This window comes from Streptomyces sp. NPDC059788, from assembly GCF_042732265.1.
GTDB lineage: Bacteria > Actinomycetota > Actinomycetes > Streptomycetales > Streptomycetaceae > Streptomyces.
In genome coordinates this window covers 28570-46469 of sequence record NZ_JBHWHY010000053.1, presented here as the reverse complement: position 1 = coordinate 46469, position 17900 = coordinate 28570, and the positions used below count along the sequence as shown (strand labels likewise).

Genomic DNA, 17900 nt, shown 5'->3' with positions numbered 1-17900 from the left:
GGAGGCCCCAGTGCGCCGCCGCTACTCGTACACCGAGCAGATCTTCATCGAGCACCAGGCCCAGCTCACCGCCTACATCACCGGCCGGATGCCCGGCCTCGCCCAGTTCGCGGTCGACGAGATCACGCAGGAGATCTGGCGGCAGGCGCTGTCCAAGACCGCCGGTCCCCGCGACGGCGCGGACACCGAGGACCTGCCGGCCTGGATCGCCCGCGCCGCCGACCTGGCCATCCACCGCCGCACCACACCGCACATCTCACCGGCTCTGTACGCCGACTGGGAGGCGCTGACGCAACTGCTCGGACACAGCGCCACCTGGCCGGAGCACTGGCACCGCATCCTCGCGACCCAGGGGCAGCAGGCGCTGCTGCGTACGGCCGCGGCCGACATGGCGCCGCCGGACCCCGCGCCGGTCGTACCGCTGCCCAGCAGCCTCGGGCGGCCGGTCGCGGCCGCGGCGTGAAGGGCACGAGCACGGCCGGGCAGGTCTGACGGCTGCCTGATCCGCGAAGCCCCGCCCAATCTGTTCGGCGGGGTTCGCGGTGACGGGGAGCCGGGCAGCCCGCCCGAACTCCACAGAGCACAGCCCCGAGGGATAGGGCCCCCGGGGCTGTCCAGGACCTGTGTGGAGGACCTGATGCACGACAGCATTCCATGCCCGGCCAGTCCCGGCAGCACCGACTCCGACCCGGACATGGACGAGGCGCTGCGCCGCGTCCGGCAGGGGCGGTGAGCGGCGTGGACTGGCGAGACCACGCGGTGTGCCGCGAAACGGACCCCGAACTGTTCTTCCCCACCGACAAGAGGGGCCGGGCCCTGCTGCAGATCGAGCAGGCCAAGACGGTGTGTAACGGCTGCCCGGTCAGGGAGCGGTGCCTGCAGTGGGCGCTGGAGACCGGGCAGGAGGACGGTATCTGGGGCGGGCTTTCGGAGGACGAGCGGCGGGCGATGCGGCGCCGCGCCGCCCGTAACCGGGCCCGCGTCCAGGCCGGCGTCCGGTGAGCGGCGCCCGCCGGACCACCCGGCGCGTCCGGGGTCTGGCCGCGCTGCGCTGGACCTGCTGGATCTGCGGCCTGCGCGTGGACGACCACCTCACCCACTGCCCCATCCAGCACTGACTTCTCCCGCTCGTACACGGCGCGGCCGCCGGCCGCGCCGCTTCGCATCACCGATCCGAAAGGGCACTTCCGATGTCGACGGTGACCAGCCTGGCCAGTACGTGGCACTACGTCCTGACGCTGCAGTTCCCCGCTCCCGGCGGCGGCTTCGGGGTGAGCTCGAAGCACGGCACGCTCACCCCGCCGCCTGACTGGACGCGCAATGACGCGTTGCGGTGGCTCCTGGACGACGCCGCCCGGGAGGACTGGATGCTGCGCGGCGCCAACGTCCTGTTCTTCTCGCTGGAGCCCAACGGCCTCTGACGGCTGCCTGATCCGCGAAGCCCCGCCCGGCCCGGCCGGAGGCGGGGTTTCGCGGTGACGGGGAGCCGGACAGCCCGGACCGCTTCACGAAAGGGGGCCTGTGATGGGCCACGCCGAGAACGCCGCCGACGCCGTGCAGCACCTGACCGCCACCGTCAACGAGCACGGCTTCGACCACCCCGACACCCACGCCGCCCGCGACGCGGCCAACGCCGCCGTGGACGCCGCGCACGCGGCCGGTGTCACCAACGAGGACATCCGCGCCGCCCGGCGCTGACCGCACCCGACCACCGCGCCTGCCGGTTGCCTGCTCCGCCCCGCCCGGCCGACAGCCGACGGGGCGGAGTCGCAGGGGAGCCGGACAGCCCGGATTCACCCGCCTACCCCTGTGGAGGACTTCATGATCAGCATCCCTCTCGCCCTCCTCGCCGGCGGCGGCCTGTACGCCGCGTGGCGCATGGACTCCCGCGCGCTGGTGCTGGTGTGCGCGCTGCTGCTCGGCTACGCGCTCGCCGCCTCGCCGCTGCACGTGGCGATCGACCGGGTCGGTGCCGGGATCGGCGCCGGCATCCAGGGAGCCGGCAACGGCGGCTGACGACCGGCCGCACGGCGGCCGGCGGTTGCCTGATCCGCCCGTACCGGCCGCCGGCCGGGCCGGGCGGTGACGGGGAGCCGCACAGCTCCCGTAACCCCCCGCATTCCCCCAGCCCATAGAGGAAGGACACACCGTGAGTGACGACGCCGCCGTGGGCACCAACCTGGCCCAGCTCGTAGCGCGCCTGGAGAAGATCGAGTTCCGGACCGACCGGGACCTGTACAACTACGCGCGGATCCTGCGGGCCATCGGCCTGGAGCTGTACATGCGCGTCGGGATGGACGCGGACATGGTCGCCGCGATCCTGTCCCAGTACAAGGGCAAGTGGTACACCTTCGGCCTGCAGTCCAAGGTCCGCGGCAAGCTGGTCGGCGCGCACCTGCGCGCGGGCGCGGCCGCCGCGAAGATCCTGGGCCTGTCCGGCGTGAAGATGTACGCGAGCTTCGTGAAGCACTTCATCAAGCCGGAGATCGAAGCGGAGAAGGCCGCCCGTCAGGGCAAGGGCGCCAAGAAGCCCGGCTTCTCCATCGGCGACAAGCCCAAGGGCGAGGCCGGGGCGCGGGGCGAAGCCGGAGAGGCCGCCTGATGGGACGCCGCGACAGCTACCGCACCTCGCGCCCCCGCCGGGGCCGCAAACGCGAGGTGGACGTCAGCATCGAGGACGGCGCCCAGGAGCGCCGCAACCTCATCACCTACGGCGGCCCCTGGGCCGTCACCGGGGTCGGCGGGCTGGTGGTCGAAGGGCTGCACGCCGCGGCCGCCTCCAACTCGGTCGCCACCTCCTTCACCTCGCTGGCGCTGGCCGGCACCGGCTTCGCCCTGACGCAGTTCCTGCAGAAGCTGGACGTCCGGGCCAAGGTCGACCGCGAGACGCGCATCCTGCACACCGTCAACTGCGGTGTGGTCACCGGCGGCGCGGTGCTCGGCACCGTCGTCGGCCTGGAGTCGCCGGCCACGGCCGGCGCCTGGGCCATCGCCGGTACGGGCATGAGCATCGCCAACAACCTCTGGTCCGCGTTCGGCACCAAGGGCAAGGAGGCCAAGGGCGGCGGCCGGTGGGCGAAGCTGGAATCCGAGATCGGGCTGGCCAAGCACGAGCTGAAGGAGGCCGAGTCCAACGGCCGCGGCACCGTCATCGCGAAGGTCGAGGCGAAGGACGGCGCCACCGCCGATGAGTTCGCCCGCAAGGTCCCCGCGATGGCGGCCGCCCTCAAGGTCGGCACCGGGCGCATCACGCATCACGTCAACGACGACGACGTCTCCGACATCACGATGCGCGTGCAGGTCGCCGACCTCCTCAAGGAAGGCGTCAAGTGGCCCGGCCCGTCGGCTTTCGGCGCCGGCTTCGGCGACATCCCGCTGCCGCTGGGCCGCTACGAGGACGGCGAGGACCTGCTCGTCAACCTCCCCGGCGTGCTGCTGGACCCGAAGGATCTGGCGACCGGCAACGTGGAGCACTGTGTCGCGCAGGGCACCAACGGTGCCGGCAAGACCCAGGGCAACGCCGTGATGATCACCGATGCCGCCACCCGCCGGGAAGTGTCGATCTTCCTGCTGGACTGCGCCAAGCCCGACCAGGACTACGGGCATGTGCGGCACGCCGCCGACATGTGGATCACCGAGGAGAAGGACGTCCGGCGGTTCTTCAAGCAGCTCGGCCCGGTCATCAAGGCCCGCGCCGCCTACCTGGGCGCCAAGGGCCTGGCCCGCTGGGAGCCCGGGTGCGGCCTGAACTTCCTGCTGATCATCTGTGAGGAGGCCGCGGACTACGCCGACGGCGACTCCTACGCGAAGGTGCTGCGCACCATCCGGGCGGCCGGCGGCTGGGTGCTGACCTCCATCCAGCGCGCCACGCACGACCAGATGGACACCACCGCCCGCTCCAACCACCCGGCCGGCATGGCCTACGGGCTCTCGGACGGGGCGGAGGCCGCGTACGTACTGCCGCCGGAGGCGATCGAGGCCGGGGCCTACCCGGGCTGGGGCAACCGCAAGCCCGGCTACGTGTACGTGGCGGGGCTCGGCATCCCGCAGGAGCGCTGGCACGTCGTGGCCCGCACCTACCACGCGGACCGGGCCACGCTGGCCGCCGCGGTCACCGCCGGCATGAACGTCCGCACCCCGCTCGACTCCGTGACCGCGGACGCGTTCGGCGCGATGTGGACCAACCGCACCACCTTCACCACCCCGCTGCTGCCCGGCGGCGGCGCCCCGGCGGCCCCGGCCGCCCCCGCACCGCCCGCCGCTCCCCCGGCGCCCGGACCCGCTTTCGCCCCGGAGCCGCAGCTGGAGGACAGCGATGACGAGGACCAGGAGGAGGACGTGGAGGTGGACGAGGAAATGATCGCCAAGGAGACGGAAGAGATGCTGGAGATGCTCGAAGGCCTCCTCCAGGAGGACCCGGAGCCCGGCCAGTACACCGACCTGGACCTGGAGCAGGAGGTCCCGCCGCCGGCCGACGACGCCCCTGTCTTCGCGCTGCCCCCGGCCGTGGACGAGCAGGAGCAGCTTAGTTCCGAGGACGGCCGGTCCGCGATCCTGCAGCGCCTGCACGACTGGTTCGCACAAGGGAAGGCTTCTTTCCAGCCCAAGGAGCTCGCGGACGTGTGGACGCGGGTCGCACTCAAGGAGCCCCGCGCCTGGTGGAACCGGCTGCGCAAGGAGCTGCTGGAGGACGGCCTCATCGAGGACTCCGAGACGTACGGCGAGTACGACATCATGCGTGACCCTCTCGCCGAAAGCAACGGAGAGTAACAGTCGGGCCGGAGCGAACAGTTGAGGGCCTCTCGCACTGTTCGCTCCGGCCCTCCCTTAGGAACTCGGCGGTGTTCTGGGCCGAACATCCCGCGAACAGTCCGGAAGATCCGCATTTGCGCGCTGCGAACAGTGCGGCGAACACCTCCGCGAACACCGCACGAACACTACGGAAGGTGACGATCCCCCATGGTCGCCCAGACCCCCCGGAAGCGCCGAGCGGCCCGGCCTCCCTCCCCGCCCCCGATCCCCGCGCACGTCAGCAAGCAGGACTACGAGGCCGCTGAAAAGGCCATCGCGAAGCTGGAGAAGGTCGCCAAGACCGTCACCAGCGCGCTGCTGACCATCGGCCTCGGCGCCCTCATCTTCACGTGCGTGAACGTCACACTGTTTGCGGTCTCGCACGGCATCCCCGGCTGGGTGGCCTGGATGCTGGACCCCCTGGCCTCCCTCGCCCTGCTCACCGTGCTCTACGTGGACGGCGTCCTGACCGAGCAGGGCGAATACAAACCGGGCGGCTGGGTCCTGGCCCTGCGCTGGTTCGCCGGCCTGGCCACCTGGACCATGAACTGCTGGCCGTCCCTCTTCCCCGACGGACACGTCAGCTTCCCGCCCCACCACGCCGACCCCGGCGGCATCCTGCTGCACTCCGTCGCCCCGGTCCTGCTGATCGGCCTCGCCGAAGCCTCCAGCGGCTACCGCACCTACCTCGCCAAACGCCTCGCCCACCTGCGCGCCCTCACCGCCGCGTACGAGACGCAGCAGCACCAGGCCGCCGAAGAACGCGAGCGCCGCCGGCGCGAAAACGCCGAACGCGAGGAGGCCGACCGCCGCGCGGAGATCGAAGCCGAGCGGCAGGCCGCCCGCGAACGCGAGGAGGCCGAGCACAACGCCAGGCTCGAACGCGAGCGCCTGGCAGCACAAAGCGAGGCCGCCGAGCGGGCCCGGCGCGCAGAAGCCGAGGCGGCCCGCGAGGCGGCCAAGGCGGAAATCGAGGCGAAACGCGAGGCCGCCAAAATCGAGGCCGAGCGGCGCCGCGCAGAAATCGAGGCGGCCCGCGAAGCAGCCGCCATCGAGGCCGAGCGCGCACAAACCGAGGCGACCGCCAAGGCACGGCAGGCCGAGATCGAAGCGGTCCGGCGCCGTACGGACGCCGAACTGGTCCAGCAGGAAAAGGACCGGGAAGCCACCCGCCGCGCCGAGCTGATCAGGGCAGAAGGCGAGGCCAAGGCCCTGGAGGAGCAGGCCCGGGCCGAAGCCAAGATCCGCGAGGAAGAAGCCCGCGCCAAGCTGAGGGCGCAGCAGGAGCGGGCGGCCAAGCGCCGGGCAAGCACCTCGGAAAATACCGCCCGTCCCGCCTCGATTTCCGGCGGACGCGCCTCGGAAAGCGCCTCGCGGACCGGCCGTACCGTCCTCGCACTCTCCGGCCCGGCCGCCTCGGAAAGTGAGGGACGCATCCCTCGCGAAGTGCGCGAGAAGCAGCGCGAGGAAGCCGAACGGTACGTCGCGAAATGCCTGCTGAACAACGAACAGCCCGACACCGACGCGCTGTCCGAGCGCTACGGCAAGGGCGAGACCTGGGTCGGCGACCGCATCCGCGCCGCCCGCCGGCGCCTCGCGGAAGAGGACGGATTCGAAGAAGCCGTCATCGCCGAAGCGCTCGATCTGCTCGACACCGCCGCCGACACCAGCGCGGCCTGACCGGAAGGAACCGACCGATGCCCAACCCCACCGCCGCCGGTGAGCCCGAGCGCGAGATCAGCCTCGCACCGCTGACCGACGACCCGCTGCTCCCCGAGGTCGAGGGAGCGCAGATCTCTGTGCTGCTGCCCCGCGTCGCCGACGACGACCTCGACGGCCTGCCCGCCCGGTACGGACACCACTGAAACCTGCGGGCCGCCGACCAGGCGGCCCGCCACCGCACGCACCGCGCGGTTCTCCCGCTGGCCCCCAGAACGCTCGAACCGTTCTGGGGACCGGCGAGGGCACCGAAGCGCCCGAGCGGCCTCTCACGCCAATGAAGTCGCCGCCCGCTCCCCGAAACGAGGAGGCCCCCATCATGCCCCGCTACCCCGACTCCCCGGCACTCGCCGGCCGCCACGACCCGCTCGTCATCCGCCCCGCCGACGCCCCGGACCCGGCAGCGGCGTACACGGTCTACCCGACCGCCGGCCCCGACCCGCAGGCCGCCGTCGACCCGTACCGCACCCCGCCCGGTGTGCAGCTGGTCCCCGGCCCCGACGGACGCCCCGCCTACGTGGTGCTGCCCCCGCCCGCCCGGACCACCGCCGATCCGCGCCTGGTCAACGCCGCCCTGGTCGTCGTGATCGCCGTCGGCATCGGCGTCGCCCTGTGGTTCGCCGCAGCCTTCCTGACCGCCCTCGCCGCGCTGCTCCAGGCGCTCGCCGTCCTGGCGGCCGTCGCCGTCGGCGGCCTGGCCGTCATCAAGCTGCTGCTCTCCAGCAGCGGGCGCGGGCACGGCACCACCTACATCGACGTGAAGGCCCGCGGCCGCGCCCGCGTGCACATCAACACCACCCGCGGCCGCCGGAGCCGGGCGGCCGCCCGGCGGCGCTGACGGCTGCCCCTCGCCACCCGAACCGCCGCGCGCGGCCGGGTGCCGGGTGGGAGCCGGGACAGCCCCGGCACGACCGCGAGGAGGACGTGATGTCCCTGAAGATCGGCACCTACCGGCTGCTGGGCCGCTCCACCCTGGCGTACCTCAACGCCATCGCCCCCAAGGCCGCCGACCTGGTCGCCGACCGCTTCGGCCGCCGGCCCCTGGCCGTCACCGAAGTCGTGCTGACCAACCCCAGCGGGCTGGCGGCCCTGTTCACCCGCACCCAGGCGGCCGCCGCCAACATCCCCGGCGACCAGGCCGGGCCCGCCGCCCGGCTGCTGCGGGCCGAGCCCCGCAAGCTGTACGGCACCACCGGCCTGCGCCCCGGCAAGGGCGGCGGCACCCTGACCCTGATCAACGTCCGGCGCAACCGCGACCGCCGCGCCCTGGACGAGACGCTGCTGTACGAACTCGTCACCGTCGACCAGCTGAGCCGGCCCCGCTCCCGCGACCGGTTCATCACCGTCCTGCGCGACCGCTGCGGCATCGACCCCCAGCCCGAGCGCGTACGCCGCGCCTGGAACAAGGACTTCAAGGCCGACGACGCCGAAGCCGCCCAGGTCGTGCAGCAGCTCCTGCCGCGCCTGCACTGACAGAAAACGCCGGAGCCCGTATGCGCGCACTCGACTACGACCCGACCGGCCGGCACCACAACGGGCTGCCCACCTACCTGCCGCGCACCGTGCCCGCGGACGCCAACCTGGCCACCCGCCGCCAGCTGCGCGCCCTGGGCCTGCGCATCGGCGGCCAGCCCGTCGCCGCGCAACTCGCCGGCCGGTACGGCCGCTACACCTACCTGTACCGCATCGACCTGGCCCAGCCCGTACGGCCGATGACCCTCGCCAAGGAAGCCGCCCTCGACAAGGCCATGGCCGCGCGCCAGACCTGTCCCGACTGCGGCCGCCGCTACCACCACTGCCTGCCCCTGCGCACCCTCGGCCGCTGCCCGGAGTGCCACGACGGCACGCCCGCCGACCCCGGCACCTACATCCCGGCCGACGGCCTGGCCCCCGCCGCCTGACCAGCCAAGGCAGCCCGCCTGCCCGCGTTCGGCCACCTGCTGCCGTCCAACCGACAAGGAGTCCCGTGAGCGACAAGATGCCGCCGCCCGCCCTGCCCCGACGGCCGGTACGGCCCCCGGACGACCTGCCGCCCGCCGCCATCGCCACGTGCGCCGTCCTCGGCGCGGTGGCCCTGGCCTTCGCCCTGACCTGGGCAGTGCCGCGAGCCATCGACTGGGCCCAGGCCCAGGACTGGCACCAGCTCATCGAATGGGCCCGCACCATCAGTGAACCCGTGCACGACTACCTCGCCGCGCACACCACCGGCCTGCCCGTCACCCCCGCCACCGCCTACACCCTGTGGCAGTCCATCGGCCTGGCCTCCCTGGCCGCCGGATTCCTCACCCGCGCCACCGGAGCCCGCCTGACCTGGCTCGCCCACGGCATCGCGACGGCGGCCATGGTCTGGGCCCAGGCACCGGCCGCCGGCCGCTGGGTCGCCACCGGCCTGACCGTCCTGGCCTGGACCGCCGCCTCCACCCTCGCCCTGCGCGGCCTGCGCCGCTGACCCGTTTGTCTGACGGCTGCCTGATCCACCCGTACCGCACCTTCGCGGGCCGGACCGTCATCGGGCAGGCCATGGAACGCATCCGCCAGCGCATCGGCCCCGGCGGACACATCGCTGTCCACGTCCTCAGCCCGCACGGCCAGTACCGGGCGCCCGCCGTCGCCGAGGAGATCGCCGACCGGCTGCGCGCCGCCGGAATCCCCGTGCAGGTCTTCCACCGCCACCTCAAGCGCCCCGGACCGGCGCCCCACTGATCCGCACCTCCTGTCGCCCTGCTCGCTCATCCGGGCAGGACGACGTCCGTCCGAACCGGACGCCCAAGGAGCACCGGAGCCGGACCGCCTGCTCGTCACATCCCTACGCCCCTGGAGAGCCGTCTGTGACTACGACCAGCGAACCCCCCACCGGCACACACCGGACCAGCACCAACCTGGACAGCGCCTGTGCCTCGGTGCCCGCGGAAATCGCCCGGACCGACAGCAAGGCCTCGCTGCTGCTCGCCTTCGACGGCGTCGCGCTCGCCGGCCTGGCCGGACTCGCGGACAAGAAACTGCCGCTGCCCGCCCAGATCGTCGGCGGTGCCGCCGCCCTCCTCCTGATCGCCGCGGCCGTCTTGCTCCTCCTGGTCGTACGGCCCGACCTCGGCGGCCGCCGCCGCACCGTGCACGAAGGGTTCCCGCTGTGGGCGCAGCTGGACGAGGAAGCGCTGCTCGCCGCGATGAGCCGCGACACCCGTCTGCCCCGGACCCAGGCGTTATCGCAGATCGCGGTGCGCAAGTACCGGCGCCTGACCCGCGCGATCGACACGATCCTCGCCGCACTGGGCCTGCTGCTGATCGCCGCCGCACTGGCCGCCTTCGCCTGATCCGCAGCCGTACCCGTGCCCGGCCGGTCACCTGCCTCAACTTCGAAAAGGAGCAGCCGCTATGGCTTTCAAGTTGTTCCGCGCCCGACCCGAGCGCGCTGACCTGCCGGACTGCGAAGCATGGCCGGAGATCGGCGAGACCTGGCAGCCGGAGGGCGTGACCATCTCGCAGCGCTTTCTCGACTCCGCCAGGAGGCGCCTGCACCTGGCCACCTCCACCCTCCACCCGCAAGGAGAACGCTCGTGAAGACCACCTTCGAAGGCACCATGCAGCCGCTCGATACGACCGTCCCCGACCCGGCGCTCATCGTCCTGATCGGCGCGGCAGGCAGCGGCAAGTCCACCTGGGCCCACACCTGGCCGTCCACACAGGTCCTGGAACTCGATCAGCTCCGGGCGATGGTCTCGGACGACGCCGGCGACCAGTCGGCCACCCTGGACGCGGCCGCCGTCCTGCACGCCGTGCTGGAGGCCCGCCTCGCCCGGAAGAAGACGACCGTCATCGACGCGACCAACACCGAGGCGCACGTGCGGGCCGGCCTTCTGGACGTCGCCCGCACCTACGGCATGCCGGCCGTCGCGTTCCTGGTCCCTACCCCGGTTGACGTGTGCGTCGCCCGCCAGGACGGCCGCAGCCCGGCCCGCGCCGTACCCGAGCACGTCATACGCCGTCAGCACGCCGAAGCTGTCGCCGCGTTCCCGCACCTGCTGCGTGACGAGGGCTTCGCGCACGTCGTCTTCGCCGACACCATCCACCGCCTGGAGCCGCTGCTGCGCCGTGCCAGCACCGCTCACCGCGCGGAGGCCGGCTGGAACGGCGGCGGTGGCGTGCCCGGTCTGCAAAGGGCGCGCCGCTTGCTCGGCCTGCGGACGGTACGCCGCGTCTTCGGCTCCGAGATCCTGCCGCTGTGGCGCTGGCGCGACGGCTCCGAGCTCGCCGGCGGCGACCGCGTCGGAGAGATCCGCCTCGGCCCTGACCGCATGGTTCTCGCTCTGCGTACGAGCAGTGAGGATGTGGGTGCTTTCGGGTTCGACCTGCTGGTGGCCTGCCCGGTCGACGACGACTGTGAGGCGCCCGCGTGGGCGCCGGTCTTCTCGGTCTGCGATCTCCTGGCCGCGCACACCACCGCCATCGTGCACCCGGACACCGTCTGCACTGTCCACGGCGGTCCCGGCAGCACCGGCCACGACCAGGGCGGCGACCACACCAACGGGGGCGCGCCGCGTCCACTCGCCTGACCGGACGCCTTCGGCACGGCCCCGCTCCGCCGGCTGCCGGCCGGAGCGGGGCCGTGCGGTGTCCGCCCGGTCAACCGGACCGGACGACCGGGACCTGTGGAGGTCACCGTGTCCCTCGCCCGCCGCACTCTCATGGAAGCCGCCGCTGCCCGCTTCGGGTGGCGGCGCGCGTACGGCGACACCGCCGAGGTCGACGCCCTGCTCACCGAGCAGACCGAGACCGCCTACGCCCAGGCCGCCGACCACGCGGCCCTGGCCACCGCGAAGAACAGCGACGCGCTGGCGGTGCAGCCGGGCGTCCTGGATGTCCGCGGCCGAGTCCTGGCCGACGTGCTGTACCTGGAGGGCGTCCTGGCTGGCGCCCGCAACCGCCGCTTGGCGCCGGAGCTCATCGCGCGCCTGGAGGACGCCGTCGGCCTCGGCCACGAGCTGACCGTGCTGCTCGCCGACAGCGTCCGTACCACCGCCGTCCACACGGCCAGCGGTACCTGAGACGCCCGGGGCGGCCGCAGGCCATCACACCCGGCCGCCCCCGAGCCCCCCTTCCAAGGAGTTGCCTCACATGCCTGCACAACCTGCCGTACGGCAGCGTCCTCGCCTGTCCGACGGGACGGGCGCCGCCTCCGTCGACGCTGGCAGCCCACTGCCGACGGAACCGGTCGAAGTCGCCTTCACGCCCGTGGAACCGGACGGCATCGCGAAAGCGCCCGGCACGGGCTGGCTCCAGCCCACGGGGCTGGTCGTCCATACCGGCTGGCACGCCCCGTACCCGGACCACGCCCGCCCGGCCCGCCCGTACTGCCAGGGCCTTGCCGTCGAAGGGGCGCAGTCCTGGTGCATCTCCACCCCCGACGGCCGTGAAGTAGCCGCTTTCGCCTACTTCGCCCGCGACCGGGCCGAGGAAGCCGCGGCCGCCATCGCCGCCACCCTGCCGCAGGGCGCATGGCCCCGGGAGACGGCGGGTGATGACGGCCTGTACGAGCTGGCCTTCGACGCCTCCACCGGTCCGGAGATGCTGCCGCGCGCCGGTGGCCGGGGCCGGCCCGGCTGGGGATACGGCGCAGACTGGATCCACTGGCGGATGCCGCCCACCCGCGCTCTGTACCACCGCATGATCGCCAAGCATGGTGGTGCAGCACCGGCGAAGTACTGCCTCTCCTGCCGAAAGACCGTACGCCGGGCCCGCCGCGACGGATGGGCCCCGCGCACCGGACACTGGCCGCGCTGGGGCGCCCACCGCCCCGGCAGCCACAGCAAGGTGCACTGCTACTGCTCCCAGTGCTACGTACCGGTGACCATCGGCACCCTCGGCCTGATCACCGACGAGCACGGCCACACCGTCCCCGCGGCGCGTTCGGCCAGCATCCACAGCCCCATCGGCGAGAACGGCCCGGCGGCATTCGGGCTCGGCGGATCGGTGCCGGCCGAGGACCGGCCTTTCGCCTGGTTCCGTTACCTGCTCGCCGACAGTGGCCACGCCATCCTCGACAACCGCCCCTGCTCGGGGCTGTGGCCCGAAGGCGTACGACATGACGACGCCGCCCTGTGCGAAACCGGGTTCGCCGGAGCCGACGACGACCAGGGCACCACGCGCTGACCGAACGACTCAGGCAGGCCACCCGTACTGACGCACCGTCACAGGTCTGGCGCTGACAAACGCCCGGGGCGACCGCCGGCCTTCACACCCGGCCGCCCCGGAGCACCACTCTTCCCCCTCCACACCAACCGGCAGAAGAAGAGGAGTACCACCATCATGAACCGATCCGCACGCTCCGCCCTGATCAACCTCGCGGACACCGCCACCGAGGGAACCAGCATGGCCCTCACCCTCCTCGGCGGCGCCCTCGGCGCCTGGGCGGGCTACACCTACTACCCCGACACCTGGCCCGGCGAATGGCGGCTGGCCTTCGCTGGCGCCGTTGCGGCCATCGCCGCCGTCGCCGTCGACGGCCTGGCCGACCTCGTCCTTAACCCGGTACGCCGCTGGCTCATTCAGGCCCGCCGCGGGCTGCCGCGCTCTGTTCCCAACGCACCGGACAGCCTGGACGAGGGGCTGGCCCAGGTTGTGGCGGCCACCGAAAACGACGCCGCCCGCCGTGCCGCGTCGGACGCCTGGCAGCTCGACGAGGGAAACGGCTTCCTGCGGGACACCACCCGCTGGCGCGGCTACGAGAACGGCGAGGCATCCTGCTTCCTCGCCCCCGGGGTCTGGCTCCACTACCGCACAGAGGAGAGGTACGGGAGCAGCGAGCCGCGCTTCGCGCTGCTGACCGGTGACAGCGACCAGCCGGTGCCCATCACCGGCCTGGCGCAGCTGCGCCACCGCCTCGCCGCCCGTGCCGCCGGCCTCCCCGTTGCCTCGGCCAGCTCCGACACCCCGGACAGCAGCAGTCAGGACGACGTCCTGGACGACAGCTGCGCCAGCCTGCACGCCTGAGGGGCTGCCCGTTCCGTCCCGGCCCCGGCCGGGGCGGTGCGGTGGCCCATCAGTCCGCTTCGCAGGAGGTTCCCTTGACCCGCACCGTCACCATGGCTCCGGCCCGGCGCCTCATCACCGTCCTCGCAGGCGTCCTTGGCGCCGACTGGACGATGTCCGCCAGCACCGACTGGCCCATCGTGGTCACCCACGAAGCCGCCGACCGGCAGCTCACCGTCTACCCGGACCGGGGCAACAACCGGATCGTGTTCATCGTGGGGCCGGCCGACGACGAGGACGACTTCGCCCGGCAGCGCTTCGGGAAGTACACCCCCGACCTGACCGGCCACGACACCATCGACGGCTGGCTTGCTGAGGGCGACTTGGAGGCCGTCGCCGACGCCCTGGCCGTGATCCTGGAGCGGCTGACCGAGCAGCCCCTTCCCGAGCGAGCGGTGCGCACCCATCCGGTGGAGACGGCGCGGGAGCACCTCGCCCAGCACGCCAGGGAACTGGCCGCGCACGCCTCCCACTTCGCCGCCAGCCTCATCTGGGCCCAGCCCGTCGCCGACGATGCCCAGCGGCTCGTCGGCCTCGCCCAGACCCTCGCGCACACCGCCACTCGCGTGGACGAGCTGCGCGGCATCAAGCACACACGCCGCTGACCGGCCCGCGGACCACCCACTCCAGAAAAGGGGATCGGCATGAAGAACTGGAACACCCCGGACCACCGCATCGCCGACACCGAACACGGCACCCTGCACTTCACCGACGGCGTCCAACTGGTCATCGCCGACTGGAAGGTCACCGAGAACGCCCCCGACACCGACGGCCGCGTCTACGCCTCGGTGCGCGGCTGGCTCGCCAACAGCGGCGGCACCGGCAGCACCGACGACCCGTACACCGAGCCCCTCGAGGCCGGCCGCGCCCGTCTGCTGCGCACCGCGCTGCGCGGACGCCCACCGGTCGAGGACCGCGACGTTCACCTCGACTACTACGAACCCGGCCAGCCGTCGCCGAATATCTGGGACCACCGCGGCCTTCTGGTCACCGTCTCCTGGATGGACCGCCGCATCGACGCCCACGGCCAGCCCGTCCCCGAGGACGAGATCGGCCGCACCCAGTGGACGCACCCCACCACCGGTCAGGTCTTCGACCTGACCCAGGCCTACCTCCCCGCGGGCGAGTACTACTACGACGAGCCCGAGCGCCCGCACTTCACCTGTCAGCACTACGACCGCTGGAGCGGCGGCGTCCCGCTCCTGCACCCCTTCTACGGTCGTCACAAGGCTCCCAGCGGCAGCGGCAAGCGCATCACCGACGGCGAGTGGGTTCGGGTTGCCGACGCCCCGAAATTCTCCGAGCAGCTGGCCGCCCTGAACGCGGGCGGCGCCTGCCCCCCCCCACGACGCGGCGATGGCCCGTGCCGCCCCGGCTCTCGGCCGGGGCGGTCGCTAGTTCCGCCACGCCCCGCACAGGCCGGGCACCGACCGAGGGCCGACCGACCCGGCTTCCCCACCCGCACGAGATCAGGAGGTACCTCGTGACCACCGACAAAATGCACCACACCGCCGACGTCATCCTGCTCGCCGCCGGACATGTCTTGCTGATCAAGCGGAAGTGGGATCCGTATGCCGGCTGCTGGGCTTTGCCCGGTGGTCACCAGGACCCGGGCGAGGCTTCGGATGTTGCTGCCGCCCGCGAGCTGCGGGAGGAGACGGGTGTCACGGTCCCGGCCGCCGCCCTCCGGCAGGTGGGGCGATACGACGCCCCTGGCCGCGACCCCCGCGGCCAGTACATCACCCACGCCTTCACGGCCACGCTGCCCTCACCTGCCCGGCCGACGGCAGCGGACGACGCCGTTGAGGCCCGCTGGTGGCCGCTGACCGCACTCCCCCGCCTCGCGTTCGACCACGCCGAAATCCTCGCGGACGCTACAACCCGCTGACCCTTTCCTGAAGGAACGCGGCGTTCCTCCGTGCCGCCCCGGCCAGCAGCCGGGGCGGACGCGGTGTTCCGCCACAACCAGCGCAGGAAGGAGAGGCCGCCATGCCACAGCACAGGGCCCGTACCTTTTTCGAGGTGGACGTCCCGATGCACACCACCGACCGGACGCTGCACGGGCTGCACGTCTTCACCGGTCAGGCCACTTCGCCTGGCGAGGCCCTGGCCCGCGCCCATCAGGTCTATGACCAGGCGCTCGCCGCCCGCGAGGCCGGACGTGACAATCCCGGGCGCCAGGACGGCGGCTGGGGAGCGCGCGGCGCGCGCGACGGCTGGGAGCCGGACTGGGGAGCGGCGACGGCCGCCCCCTGGACCGACCCATTCAGCTGGTGCAGCACCGGCAGCTTCGCACTGTAGGTACGCCCCGAGGCAGGCGCTCAACGGCCTGGAAACCGACGCCTGCCCCGGGCCCATCCATCCCGTACGAGATGAGAGGGAGAGACCAGTATGGCCTCCACCGTGCGCGTACACGGCCCTTCGGCACATCGCGCCCTGATCCTCACCAGCCTTGCGGTGCCGCTGACCGGCTGGACCGCCCACGCCGTCAGCCTTCACCGCAAGCTCGCCGCCGCCCGCCGCGACCCGCTCACCGGGCTGCTCACCCGCGACGGCTACACCGCCAAGGCCCGGCAGATCACCGGCCGGTACGGCACCCACGCCCTGGTGGCCATGGTCGACCTGGACCACTTCAAGCAGATCAACGACGGCCCCGGCGGCCACGCCGCCGGCGACCGCGTCCTGGCCGTCACCGCGCAGCGGCTGACCGCCTGGGCGGGCAGCCATGGGGCGGTCGGCCGGCTCGGCGGCGACGAGTTCGCCGTCGCCGCACGGATCGGCCCCGGCCGCCGCGGCCCGCGTCTTGCGCAGCTTGCCACCCTCCTCGCGCAGCCCGTCCAACTCGACGACGGCGCCTGGGTCGACGTCGCCGCGTCGATCGGCGCCGCGTGCCCGGACACCATCGGCACGACGGACCTGTCCGCCCTCCAGCGGGCCGCCGACGCCGCGATGTACACGGGCAAGCACACCGGCCGAGCCGTCCTCGCCGACCGCTCCCACGCCACCGTGCCGTCCATCAACGGCCGGCGCGCCGGACGGCCCGGCACCAGCGCCCTGGGAGCCGCAGCGTGAAGCCGCCGGCGCTCTACGCCCCGGACCACATCCGCGGCATCACCATCAAGCAGCCCTGGGTCACCGCGATCCTGCACGGCGGCAAGCGCGTGGAAAACCGTCCCCGCTCCTGGGCTCCGGGCTGGCGCCTGCTGCACGCCGCAGCCCAGACCGACCGGGCGGCCGTGCGCGACCCGCTCGTGGCCCGCACCATCGGCGGGCGCGAGCTGCCCACCCGCGGGGTCCTCGGCATCGTCCGCATCACCGGCTGCCACACCGACACCGGCGAGCCGTGCAGCCCCTGGGCCCAGCCTGACCGCATCCACGTCGGCCTGGACGACGTCCATGTGCTGCCGCTGCCCATCCCCTGCGGCGGTCAGCTCGGCCCGTGGCGCGTCCCGCTGCCTGTCTTCGAGCAGATCCTCGTCCAGCTCCCCGACCTCGCCCCACGGCTCACGGAGGCTCCGTCATGAGCGGTCTGCGTACCGGCACCCCCAACACCACCGTGGTGCTCGCCGACGACCGGTTCCCCTTCCCCCGCACCGAGACCCCGACCCGCTGCCAGGCTGACCCGGCCCTGTTCGCCATCGAGGAGGTCACCGGCCGCACCGCGCGGAAGAGGACCCTCGCCAAGGCCAAGCTCGCCTGCTCCGGCTGCCCGGTCGTCACCGACTGCCTCAAGTGGGCCCTGGCCCACAAGGAACTGACGCCGACCGGCGTATGGGCGGCGACCACCGCCCGGCAGCGCAACGCGCTGCGCCGGAGCCTCGAACGGCGCCTCGGGACCGGCTGGATCGACATCGTCGCCGAGCAGGACCGCCGCCAGCAGGAGAAGCGGCGCGCGGCCCGCCTCGCCCCGCCGGCCGTCCGCGAGACGGCGCTGGCCCGCCTGGAGCGGGAGCTCATCCCCACCCGGCCCGTGCCGTATGAGCCGTGGAAGGAACCGATGACCCCGGCCCGCCAGGAGCGCAACGTGGCGATCCTCAAGGCCGCGTTGTCGACCAGGGTCGTCTGATGTTCACCGACTGGCAGCAGGCCCTCGAAGCCGAGGGCCTGCCCCTGAACCCCACCAGCACCGAGCAGCAGGCCGCCGCGGCCCGCACCGTCGCCCGCCGCGCGATCAGCAAGGAGGACCTGGTCCTCGAACCCCACCAGCACCGAGCAGCAGGCCGCCGCGGCCCGCACCGTCGCCCGCCGCGCGATCAGCAAGGAGGACCTGGTCCTCCTCCTGGACGCCGTCGGCCTGCCCGACGACGACACCACCCTCACCACCCTGCTCCCCCTCCTCCCCCGCAGTGAAGGAGACACCG

General features: G+C 72.9%; 28 protein-coding genes. All 28 read left to right on the top strand.

Going from position 1 to position 17900, the window contains the following annotated elements; translation table 11 throughout:
- Positions 1-10 precede the first annotated feature (10 nt).
- Positions 11-463: a hypothetical protein gene (locus ACFV57_RS34960; RefSeq protein WP_385240601.1), complete on the top strand. Its 453-nt coding sequence runs from the start codon at positions 11-13 to the stop codon at positions 461-463.
- Positions 464-738: 275 nt separating this feature from the next.
- Positions 739-1002, top strand: coding sequence for a WhiB family transcriptional regulator (locus ACFV57_RS34955; RefSeq protein ID WP_385240598.1), 264 nt, complete (start codon positions 739-741; stop codon positions 1000-1002).
- A 188-nt stretch (positions 1003-1190) separates the two neighbouring features.
- Positions 1191-1421, top strand: coding sequence for a hypothetical protein (locus ACFV57_RS34950; RefSeq protein WP_385240595.1), 231 nt, complete (start codon positions 1191-1193; stop codon positions 1419-1421).
- 103 nt (positions 1422-1524) lie between these two features.
- A complete protein-coding gene (locus ACFV57_RS34945) occupies positions 1525-1698 on the top strand; it encodes a hypothetical protein (protein ID WP_385240592.1) in 174 nt (57 codons plus the stop codon).
- Between the two features lie 123 nt (positions 1699-1821).
- On the top strand, positions 1822-2016 hold the full coding sequence (locus tag ACFV57_RS34940) for a hypothetical protein (protein WP_385240589.1): 195 nt from the start codon (positions 1822-1824) through the stop codon (positions 2014-2016).
- Positions 2017-2149: 133 nt separating this feature from the next.
- Entirely contained in the window at positions 2150-2602 is a 453-nt protein-coding gene (locus tag ACFV57_RS34935; RefSeq protein WP_385240586.1) for a hypothetical protein, read from the top strand.
- Entirely contained in the window at positions 2602-4770 is a 2169-nt protein-coding gene (locus ACFV57_RS34930) for a hypothetical protein (protein ID WP_385240583.1), read from the top strand. The genes ACFV57_RS34935 and ACFV57_RS34930 overlap by 1 nt, the downstream gene beginning before the upstream one ends.
- Before the next feature lie 189 nt (positions 4771-4959).
- Positions 4960-6471, top strand: a complete 1512-nt coding sequence (locus ACFV57_RS34925) for a hypothetical protein (protein WP_385240581.1) — start codon at positions 4960-4962, stop codon at positions 6469-6471.
- Positions 6472-6488: 17 nt separating this feature from the next.
- Positions 6489-6656 carry a hypothetical protein gene (locus ACFV57_RS34920; RefSeq protein WP_385240579.1) on the top strand — a complete coding sequence of 56 codons (168 nt, stop codon included), beginning with the start codon at positions 6489-6491 and terminating at the stop codon, positions 6654-6656.
- Between the two features lie 173 nt (positions 6657-6829).
- The gene (locus ACFV57_RS34915) at positions 6830-7348 is read left to right on the top strand and encodes a hypothetical protein (protein WP_385240578.1); all 519 of its coding nucleotides are present in this window, start codon (positions 6830-6832) and stop codon (positions 7346-7348) included.
- Between the two features lie 89 nt (positions 7349-7437).
- Complete coding sequence (locus tag ACFV57_RS34910; RefSeq protein WP_385240575.1) at positions 7438-7983, top strand: hypothetical protein; 546 nt, start codon at positions 7438-7440, stop codon at positions 7981-7983.
- 20 nt (positions 7984-8003) lie between these two features.
- A complete protein-coding gene (locus ACFV57_RS34905; protein WP_385240572.1) occupies positions 8004-8411 on the top strand; it encodes an RRQRL motif-containing zinc-binding protein in 408 nt (135 codons plus the stop codon).
- Positions 8412-8476: 65 nt separating this feature from the next.
- Positions 8477-8959: a hypothetical protein gene (locus ACFV57_RS34900; protein WP_385240569.1), complete on the top strand. Its 483-nt coding sequence runs from the start codon at positions 8477-8479 to the stop codon at positions 8957-8959.
- A gap of 5 nt (positions 8960-8964) precedes the next feature.
- Positions 8965-9213, top strand: coding sequence for a hypothetical protein (locus tag ACFV57_RS34895; RefSeq protein ID WP_385240566.1), 249 nt, complete (start codon positions 8965-8967; stop codon positions 9211-9213).
- Between the two features lie 125 nt (positions 9214-9338).
- Positions 9339-9824, top strand: coding sequence for a Pycsar system effector family protein (locus tag ACFV57_RS34890; RefSeq protein WP_385240563.1), 486 nt, complete (start codon positions 9339-9341; stop codon positions 9822-9824).
- A 61-nt stretch (positions 9825-9885) separates the two neighbouring features.
- The gene (locus tag ACFV57_RS34885; protein WP_385240560.1) at positions 9886-10071 is read left to right on the top strand and encodes a hypothetical protein; all 186 of its coding nucleotides are present in this window, start codon (positions 9886-9888) and stop codon (positions 10069-10071) included.
- Positions 10068-11063: an AAA family ATPase gene (locus ACFV57_RS34880; RefSeq protein ID WP_385240557.1), complete on the top strand. Its 996-nt coding sequence runs from the start codon at positions 10068-10070 to the stop codon at positions 11061-11063. Before ACFV57_RS34885 ends, ACFV57_RS34880 begins: the two co-directional genes overlap by 4 nt.
- 108 nt (positions 11064-11171) lie before the next feature.
- Positions 11172-11555 (top strand): hypothetical protein, encoded by a 384-nt coding sequence (locus tag ACFV57_RS34875; RefSeq protein WP_385240554.1) that lies wholly within the window; start codon positions 11172-11174, stop codon positions 11553-11555.
- Positions 11556-11625: 70 nt separating this feature from the next.
- Entirely contained in the window at positions 11626-12660 is a 1035-nt protein-coding gene (locus ACFV57_RS34870) for a hypothetical protein (protein WP_385240553.1), read from the top strand.
- Between the two features lie 156 nt (positions 12661-12816).
- Positions 12817-13500: a hypothetical protein gene (locus tag ACFV57_RS34865; RefSeq protein ID WP_385240550.1), complete on the top strand. Its 684-nt coding sequence runs from the start codon at positions 12817-12819 to the stop codon at positions 13498-13500.
- A 74-nt stretch (positions 13501-13574) separates the two neighbouring features.
- Complete coding sequence (locus ACFV57_RS34860; RefSeq protein WP_385240547.1) at positions 13575-14144, top strand: hypothetical protein; 570 nt, start codon at positions 13575-13577, stop codon at positions 14142-14144.
- Between the two features lie 39 nt (positions 14145-14183).
- Positions 14184-15026 (top strand): hypothetical protein, encoded by an 843-nt coding sequence (locus ACFV57_RS34855; protein WP_385240544.1) that lies wholly within the window; start codon positions 14184-14186, stop codon positions 15024-15026.
- Positions 15023-15427, top strand: a complete 405-nt coding sequence (locus ACFV57_RS34850; protein WP_385240541.1) for an NUDIX domain-containing protein — start codon at positions 15023-15025, stop codon at positions 15425-15427. Before ACFV57_RS34855 ends, ACFV57_RS34850 begins: the two co-directional genes overlap by 4 nt.
- A 101-nt stretch (positions 15428-15528) precedes the next feature.
- A complete protein-coding gene (locus ACFV57_RS34845; protein WP_385240538.1) occupies positions 15529-15840 on the top strand; it encodes a hypothetical protein in 312 nt (103 codons plus the stop codon).
- 90 nt (positions 15841-15930) lie between these two features.
- Positions 15931-16611: a GGDEF domain-containing protein gene (locus ACFV57_RS34840; protein WP_385240535.1), complete on the top strand. Its 681-nt coding sequence runs from the start codon at positions 15931-15933 to the stop codon at positions 16609-16611.
- Positions 16608-17063, top strand: coding sequence for a hypothetical protein (locus tag ACFV57_RS34835; protein ID WP_385240532.1), 456 nt, complete (start codon positions 16608-16610; stop codon positions 17061-17063). The genes ACFV57_RS34840 and ACFV57_RS34835 overlap by 4 nt, the downstream gene beginning before the upstream one ends.
- Positions 17060-17605, top strand: coding sequence for a WhiB family transcriptional regulator (locus ACFV57_RS34830; protein ID WP_385240529.1), 546 nt, complete (start codon positions 17060-17062; stop codon positions 17603-17605). The genes ACFV57_RS34835 and ACFV57_RS34830 overlap by 4 nt, the downstream gene beginning before the upstream one ends.
- A complete protein-coding gene (locus ACFV57_RS34825) occupies positions 17605-17889 on the top strand; it encodes a hypothetical protein (protein WP_385240526.1) in 285 nt (94 codons plus the stop codon). The genes ACFV57_RS34830 and ACFV57_RS34825 overlap by 1 nt, the downstream gene beginning before the upstream one ends.
- Positions 17890-17900 lie beyond the last annotated feature (11 nt).